Origin of the sequence: Alteromonas sp. IB21, from assembly GCF_016405965.1 — a bacterium.
In the GTDB taxonomy this organism is placed as follows: domain Bacteria; phylum Pseudomonadota; class Gammaproteobacteria; order Enterobacterales; family Alteromonadaceae; genus Alteromonas.
In genome coordinates this window covers 1-6,666 of sequence record NZ_JAEFCD010000045.1, presented here as the reverse complement: position 1 = coordinate 6,666, position 6,666 = coordinate 1, and the positions used below count along the sequence as shown (strand labels likewise).

General features: G+C 41.0%; 8 protein-coding genes. 7 read left to right on the top strand and 1 reads right to left on the bottom strand.

Translation table 11 applies throughout. The features are described 5' to 3' along the window. Nucleotides 1-122 precede the first annotated feature (122 nt). Both JC525_RS19470 and JC525_RS19465 read left to right on the top strand, forming a co-directional pair. Nucleotides 123-437: an immunity protein Imm33 domain-containing protein gene (locus tag JC525_RS19470; protein WP_198817786.1), complete on the top strand. Its 315-nt coding sequence runs from the start codon at nt 123-125 to the stop codon at nt 435-437. A gap of 132 nt (nt 438-569) precedes the next feature. Beyond that, nucleotides 570-920: a hypothetical protein gene (locus JC525_RS19465; RefSeq protein ID WP_198817784.1), complete on the top strand. Its 351-nt coding sequence runs from the start codon at nt 570-572 to the stop codon at nt 918-920. A gap of 263 nt (nt 921-1,183) precedes the next feature. Here JC525_RS19465 and JC525_RS19460 read toward each other — a convergent pair whose 3' ends face one another. Then, a complete protein-coding gene (locus JC525_RS19460) occupies nt 1,184-2,209 on the bottom strand; it encodes an IS110 family transposase (protein ID WP_198817782.1) in 1,026 nt (341 codons plus the stop codon). Between the two features lie 170 nt (nt 2,210-2,379). Between JC525_RS19460 and JC525_RS19455 the strand changes: the two genes are divergently transcribed. From JC525_RS19455 to JC525_RS19435, 5 genes are all read left to right on the top strand, one after another. After that, the gene (locus tag JC525_RS19455) at nt 2,380-2,895 is read left to right on the top strand and encodes a hypothetical protein (RefSeq protein WP_198817773.1); all 516 of its coding nucleotides are present in this window, start codon (nt 2,380-2,382) and stop codon (nt 2,893-2,895) included. 531 nt (nt 2,896-3,426) lie between these two features. Beyond that, nucleotides 3,427-3,795: a hypothetical protein gene (locus tag JC525_RS19450; protein WP_198817772.1), complete on the top strand. Its 369-nt coding sequence runs from the start codon at nt 3,427-3,429 to the stop codon at nt 3,793-3,795. Between the two features lie 125 nt (nt 3,796-3,920). Beyond that, a complete protein-coding gene (locus JC525_RS19445; RefSeq protein ID WP_198817770.1) occupies nt 3,921-4,424 on the top strand; it encodes a hypothetical protein in 504 nt (167 codons plus the stop codon). Nucleotides 4,425-4,961: 537 nt separating this feature from the next. After that, the gene (locus tag JC525_RS19440; RefSeq protein ID WP_198817768.1) at nt 4,962-5,285 is read left to right on the top strand and encodes a hypothetical protein; all 324 of its coding nucleotides are present in this window, start codon (nt 4,962-4,964) and stop codon (nt 5,283-5,285) included. A gap of 548 nt (nt 5,286-5,833) precedes the next feature. Further along, a complete protein-coding gene (locus tag JC525_RS19435; protein WP_198817766.1) occupies nt 5,834-6,226 on the top strand; it encodes a hypothetical protein in 393 nt (130 codons plus the stop codon). The last annotated feature ends 440 nt before the right edge of the window (nt 6,227-6,666 follow it).

The following is a 6,666-nucleotide window of genomic DNA, read 5'->3' as shown; positions in this document are numbered from 1 at the left end:
TGAGAACTAAAATATTAACCCAGCTCACTGAGTTGGGGGAGTCCAATTATCTCGGGATTTTAGCCCACATGCCAGCGCCGCTTAGCTTAAAGTTATGCGCTAATTAGGCAATGAGGATTTTAATGAGTATATGCCAGAGAATTGGAGTAAAGCCCGCCCCACCTAATTCTGCAACCAAAGTTGGAATTGCTTTAGACACCATCGGCAAGCTGCCAATTAATGGCATTAGACACGCTCCAGAAAATGGTACGAACGGCTGGTATTTTTGGTGTGGAGAAACGTTATCAACAGAGCAAGACTTCTTTTCATCTTTGCATACAGAGCATTTAGATAAGTATCTTCCTCAAGTTATAAAGTATTTGGATTTACCGCCGGGTTATCGGTTTCTAATAGATTGTACCGGTTATGAGGACGTATGGTTTGACAAGGAACTGTGAAACGCATAACAATCGTTTCAAGTCGTGTGCTGGCGCACACTGGGACACAAACACATGGGCTGCTTCGCATTATAGCCCATGTGTTTCTGCCCCTTAAACGGGCGTTATGTTTACCCTAGGAATTAGGCATTAATGAGTATTAAAACGGCGCGCTATCCATTTATTGGGTTGAGCATTCTATTCTTCATACTCCTTATTCAAAATCCATTGCTGGAAGCTATATACAATACTCTGTATATAACTTATTTCGTTTTTTCTTTTCTCTTCTTTATGTCACTGGCCCTAGGGCAATACACAAAGGTGGCAGTACAAAAAAACAAGTTAATGGTGCTGTTTCCTGTTTATTCAGTACTCTTTGTTATTTATTGGCTTTCTCAAAATTGGCATCAAGGAAGAGTAAACTTTATATTGGCAACACCTATTGTTTGCGGATTACTGCTGGCGTTTATGTTAAAAATACAACTGCGCTTTTTAGGCAAGTAAACATAACAATCACATTAAGCCGCTCGCAGGCTTATGTGGACTCCCCCATGTCAACAACTAAAACTTAATATCACAAAAAGAAAAATGCGTGCTTATGTTCGAGCTCTAGTAGAGAAGCTATCTCTGGCTCACTGATGTTTACGCGAACAAACGGCCAAGTCTCGCTGGCGAGCTTTTATGCTCCAAGCTTGCGGCTGACTTCGTTTGTAGATTTTTATCTTTGTTCAAGCATTTTAGTTGGTTAACTCATTTTGCGCTGTGAGTTATGCAGCGTGATATTCTGTATTATTTTGCAGCATACTATAAGCAGTTCTGACTGTTTTGTTAGCCAGGGCTACAGCTGCACACCTATTACCTCGCCGTTGCATTAAGCCCTGCAACCAAAGTTCTTTTTTCGTTTTTGCGCCGTACTTTATCACTTTAATGACCACTGACATGGCGCCAGTGATTAGCTGACTTCGAAGGAATCCGTTTTTACAATATTTACCTATGGTTCCCATGACCTCTTTATCACCAGAGGAATGCTGAATGGGCGTTAAACCAATACAAGCAGACGCATTCTTTCCACTCTTAAATGGCTGCGATTGATTTGCACCTAGTGCAATATAAAGGTTTACTGCATTAACTGGACCTACACCCTCAAGCTTTAATAGCTTCTTACAATCAGGTAATGATTGGATACTCTGTTCTAAATATTTATCGTATTCACGAATAGCGTTAATCATATTTTCAAGTTGCACTTTAGCGACCGAAAGAGTGGCACGGAAGGTATCAGACAAATTAATCTCTCCATCTTCAAGTACACCTTCCAACCCTCGCAGTATGCCGCCCTGTGTGTTGGGTAAACGGATATTTAGTTCTAACAGTAACGATACTATTTGTTTCTGCGAGGCGTTTTGACTCTTAATTGCTAACTCGCGTAAACGTTGAATTGATTGCAACTGTTGTTGCTCAATACTTTTACCGTTTATAAAAGACACTTCTGGTAAAAATAAGGTCTGTGCGATTGCCAATGCATCATTCTTATCAGTCTTTTGGTTCTGCCTAACAGCTTTGACCAATTTGGCACTAATCAGTCGAGCATCATGACCAGCTTTAATGGCTTGTTGATACCAATAATTTGAAGTAGAGCAAGCTTCAAACGCTACAGTGACGGGCTTAGATTGAGCTAACCAAAGTGAAAATTCATCGGTACTCATCTCTACATTAGACGTAACTTTTTTACCGTGTAGTGTGCAAACCTGAATTATATTTTTTGCTAAATCGACGCCGACTTTAGTACGATACATTTTAAGGACTCTCTTTAATATTTTTGGTGTGGTAACAAAAATATTACCCCAAACTCTCAGGTGCGGGGGAGTCCAATTATCTCGCTGGGACAGTAACACGTGGGCTCTGTCGCTTCGCTGGGATTTTAGCCCACGTGTTACTGCCCCTTATGTGGGTGTTAGGAGACAAAATGACAAAGGAAGTTTTAGATTCAGTTTTAATAACCGTTGGTTCGAATGCCATTCTTCTAGCTGTATTAGGCTTCTTGTGTCGTTCAATCATTAATCACCTCCTCACAAAAGATATCAATTCTTATAAAGCAGAGTTGGCTATTCAGAATACGCGCCTTCAAGTTTCTTATGGTGGTATTTTCGAAAAACAGGCAAATGCAATAATCGACATTTACTCTAGATTATTAGAGTTAGAACTCGGAGGTCAAAGTCTCCGTGAAGCAGAACAATGGAACGCTTATAGAGATCAAATAAGAGAGGTTGCTAATCAGTACCACCAACTAAGAGTTTTGCTACCTGAAGAGTTAGATAAGAAGGTTCTAGATACACTAACTAGCTCGCACCGAATATTGACTCAATCAACGGATGGTCATACACCTGCAGAATTTACTAAAAATTTCGAAAATGCAAAAAATGAAACTTTAAAAGAAATGAGGAAGTTACTATCAGTAGAGGCAAACGCATTTGTCTCCTAACAAAAAAATTAAGTCACTCACTTCGTTCGCTGGGACGCATACACGTGGGCTGCTTCGCATTTTAGCCCACGCGTCTGCGCCCCTTATTTAAAAGTTAGGCGTCATTTACTCACAGCGTTAAAATGTGGGTTTAACTGTGACATTCCGACTTCAAGGCTGTTTCGCTAGGTCGTCTTTGCGGCTAACTTTCTCGGTTGTTTTAACGGCTTCAGCAACGTGCTTTTTTCAAAAACCGTAACGCCAACATTCGACATCACCACTTTTCTAAACTCGCTCTTTTATCCAGCAATGTCGTTAACATCTGGCATTTCGCACAGGGTTGTTTTATCTTAATTTCAACAATTTAAATAAGTGGCCTTATCGGCTAGTGGTGGCAGCAAAGCTGCGTACTTTCCTTTGTACGCCTAACAAAACGCTGTTGGCACTCCCTTCGGTCGCTGGGACGCTAACACGTGGGCTGACTCGCTCCGCTCGGATTTTAGCCCACGTGCTAGCGCCCCAAAGCTTAGCGTTATAGCCTTCAGGGAAGAAATGGAATTCATTGAATTAAACCAAATCATCGATATCGATACTGATATAGAACTTACAGTTAGAGACTCTGCATGGCAAAAAGTAACTAGTTCAATTACTGCCTCGTCAGGATGGCTCAATAAAATTGAATTCACTTCCCTTTTTACGCCATACACCAACCAAGAAGTTTTTGCCTTCGAAACATTTGAGCGCGTATCTAAAAAGACAGGTGTAAAAAAACGCCTTACCTCAAATTTTATTCTAACTTGGGAAAACTTTGACGCGTTTCAAAAGAATACAGATATTTTGTTTTTGTACTTAGTATCAAGTAAGTTAAATTGGGTGTTATATGCCAACAGAGATCAGTGGGCATTTTCGGCGCGGCCATAACAAACCACTCAAGGCACTCGCTACGCTCGCTGGGACGCTAACACATGGGCTGCGTCACTTCGTTCCTAATTTTAGCCCATGTATTACCGCCCCTTAGTGGGAAGTTAGAACTCAAGGAGGATAATTTGGACTCGGGCATATCTTCAGGAATAATTGGTGGTATTGCTGCGGTAATTATCGGAACAATAATTACCAAGATGGCAAAGAAGAAAACAACAAATGGTGAACTTAGACACGGTTTATTCATTTTAATACTCGCCATTGCTTGCTTAGCATTCTCTCTTTTTGCTGCCTGGGCGTACTTTTACGATGAAGATGTTCATGTAAAAACAAGTGAATTGATCGCTGTACTAGGGTTATTTTTCGGATTTGGTATCGCTGCTTTTGCTTGTTTTGCTGAGTACTTTAAAGTTAGGGGAAAGTTCGATTCCGAACAAATTGAATTCTATACGCCGTGGACTGGTCATAAAAAAGAGCGATGGAATGATCTCGTTTCTGCAAAATTTAATGCATCTATGTATTGGTACACTTTTCAATTTAAGTCTGGTAAGAAAATTAGATTATCATCTTATCTTTCGGGGCATGGTGAAGTTTTAAACTTGGTGAAAGAACGAGGGTTTGAGTTCTAACAAACCACTCAAGGCTCTCGCTCCTCTCGCTGGGACGCTAACACATGGGCTGCGTCACTTCGTTCCTAATTTTAGCCCATGTGTTAGCGCCCCTTAGTGGGGTGTTAGGCGTCATTTACTTACAGCATTAAAAAGTGGGTTCAACCGTGACATTCCCACATCAAGGTTGTTTCGCTAGGTAGTTTTTAAAGCTTGCTTTTGTGGCATTTTTTATGGCTTTAGCAACGCGCTTTTCGTCAACACCGCAACGCCAACATTCAAAACTACAAGTTGTCTAAACTCGCTCATTTATCCAGCAATGCCGTTAACATCTGGCATTTCGCACAAGGTTGTTTTATCTTAAATTCAATAATTTAAACACGCGGCTCATTTGGCTAGTGGTGGCAGCAAAGCTGCGTACGTTCCGTTGTACGCCTAACAAAACGCTGTTGGCACTCCCTCCGGTCGCTGGGACGCCTATACGCGGGGCGGCTTCGCCATTATGCCCCACGCATCTGCGCCCCAAAGCTTAAAGTTAGCCACTAAAAAGGATTTCCCATGGATACAGGTTTTCTAATTCTTTTAATATCTTGCTTAAGCGGCTTTATATATTTAATCATTGGCTATTTACTTACCTTTAAGCAAAAAGCGGATGTACTTAACGGCATCGACTTTTCTAAAATTGCCGACCTACATGCTTTCTGCAATTACGTAGGCAATAGCTTTTTATTATCTGGTGTAGTACAAATCTTAATTGGGTTGTTGGCTTACTTAGCTTATTTAAACCTTTTGCTGTTCGCAGCTATTTATGTTGTCTTCGCGACATTGCCCATTGTTAATGTCGTCAGAGCTATGCGCAAATTTCAAAAAAGTGCTTCGTAAGCAAAGCGTGGCTAACAAGCCAATTAACACACTCACTTCGTTCGCTGGGACGCATACACGCGGGGCGGCTTCGCCATTATGCCCCACATGTCTGCGCCCGTTATTGGAAAGTTAGGCGTCATTTACTAACAGCATTAAAATGTTGGTTCAGTTGTGACATTCCAGCATCAAGGTTGTTTCGCTAGGTTGTCTTTACGGCTTGCTTTTTCGGTAGTTTCAGTAGCTTTAGCAACGCGCTTTTTTTAAACACCGCAACGCCAACAATCAACATCACCAGTTTTCTAAACTCGCTCTTTTATCCAGCAATACCGTTAACATCTAGCTTTTCGCACAGGGTTGTTTTATCTTAAATTCAATAATTTAAACAAGCTGGCTAATTGGCTAGTGGTGGCAGCAAAGCTGCGTACGTTTCGTTGTACGCCTAACAAAACGCTGTTGGCACTCCCTTCGGTCGCTGGGACGCTATCACGTGGGCTGTCTCGCTTCGCTCGGATTTTAGCCCACGTGCTAGCGCCCCAAAGCTTAGCGTTATGATCACAAGGACACATATGCAAGATTATTCAAAAATAACAGACGAATTAAATAATATATCCAGAAGAATGAAAGCCCATGACAGAGTTTTCAGTCAGTTTTTATCTAATATTGAAGGGTTTAATGGAAGAGTACCTCAATTAAAGTACTTAGATATCGCCATCAACGAAAAAGAAATCGCAATTAAATTCCATGAACAACAATTGTTCGTTTCCTCTGCATTTAAACCTAACTCACCAGAATTCGAAAATGAAATTGTCATATTCAAAAAGCAAGAGGGAAATAGCAGTCAAACTCTCAGTAAATGCTTTTTTGATACTTCTGGAAAGGTCAATGAATCAGACTTGTCAATGATGGATGATGTTGAGGCAATGGCTATTTTGCTAAACCTTGTAAAACAGGCATTGTAATCATAACAAACACATTAAGTCGCTTCGCTGGGACAGTAACACGTGGGCTCTGTCGCTTCGCTCCAAATTTTAGCCCACGCATTACTGCCCCTTATGTGGGTGTTATGTGCCAAAGGATAACGACCCTCAATGAAATTTCATGAAGTTTCCAGTCACTCTTGCAGTCAAAGACTGTACAAATATGGTCCCTCGAAAAGTGCTAACAAAGCGTAAATTACTAGCCCAATATCTTCTTCTATATCCAATTTATACGGTTATTGCCCTGGCCGCTCTTTGTGGTCTTCTAGCTGTTGCCTTTGGTTGGTCATTTAGTTATGCGAAATCGTTTTTCTTGGTTTCTTCTATTTTTCTTGTCATATTGTTTTATATAATGAATTTCAGAACAATGTAAGCGTCCGGTAATCCCACCTAGCGCTTAGCAAACAACCATGGTAGCAGTT

Excerpts from the sequence above, each read along its gene's own strand:
- JC525_RS19470 (WP_198817786.1), top strand. The coding sequence starts at position 123 with ATGAGTATATGCCAGAGAATTGGAGTAAAGCCCGCCCCACCTAATTCT.
- JC525_RS19465 (WP_198817784.1), top strand. The coding sequence starts at position 570 with ATGAGTATTAAAACGGCGCGCTATCCATTTATTGGGTTGAGCATTCTA.
- JC525_RS19460 (WP_198817782.1), bottom strand. The coding sequence starts at position 2,209 with ATGTATCGTACTAAAGTCGGCGTCGATTTAGCAAAAAATATAATTCAG.
- JC525_RS19455 (WP_198817773.1), top strand. The coding sequence starts at position 2,380 with ATGACAAAGGAAGTTTTAGATTCAGTTTTAATAACCGTTGGTTCGAAT.
- JC525_RS19450 (WP_198817772.1), top strand. The coding sequence starts at position 3,427 with ATGGAATTCATTGAATTAAACCAAATCATCGATATCGATACTGATATA.
- JC525_RS19440 (WP_198817768.1), top strand. The coding sequence starts at position 4,962 with ATGGATACAGGTTTTCTAATTCTTTTAATATCTTGCTTAAGCGGCTTT.
- JC525_RS19435 (WP_198817766.1), top strand. The coding sequence starts at position 5,834 with ATGCAAGATTATTCAAAAATAACAGACGAATTAAATAATATATCCAGA.